Annotated in this window: 1 pseudogene; it reads left to right on the top strand. The window is 49.7% G+C overall.

Annotated features, from left to right (window positions below):
* Positions 1–260 (top strand): annotated as a pseudogene (locus EZM41_RS13935) (hypothetical protein); the annotation flags it as partial.
* Positions 261–352 lie beyond the last annotated feature (92 nt).

The following is a 352-nucleotide window of genomic DNA, read 5'->3' as shown; positions in this document are numbered from 1 at the left end:
ATCCGTTGACTGGGCGGTGGTCTGAGTTGGGATTGGACGAGCCAAAATTGGAGCGTTATGAGATAAGGGGGAAAGAGCGTTATATAGTGCTGTGGGAGAAGGTCGATCTATGCCCCGAGAGATGTCACCAGATGGGGGCAGTATGTCGAACTTTTAGAATAAGCCGGGGGCAATGCCCTGATTTTGTTCCCAGAGCAAATACAGGCTCACCTCTTCTGGAAAGCCTTGCCGGCGGAGTTAAAAGATGCGTTCCAGGGTGAAGTAAACCCTACGTTCTGGAGCATAATAATAGGTATTGTTTGCCTCGCTTTGCCAGAAGTCTTCGTCAAAGAGGTTATACACGGAAAGGCGC

It is taken from the genome of Acetomicrobium sp. S15 = DSM 107314 (assembly GCF_016125955.1).
Taxonomy (GTDB): domain Bacteria; phylum Synergistota; class Synergistia; order Synergistales; family Thermosynergistaceae; genus Thermosynergistes; species Thermosynergistes pyruvativorans.
Note: the sequence above shows the minus strand (reverse complement) of the source record. Positions and strands in the feature narration are given on the sequence as shown.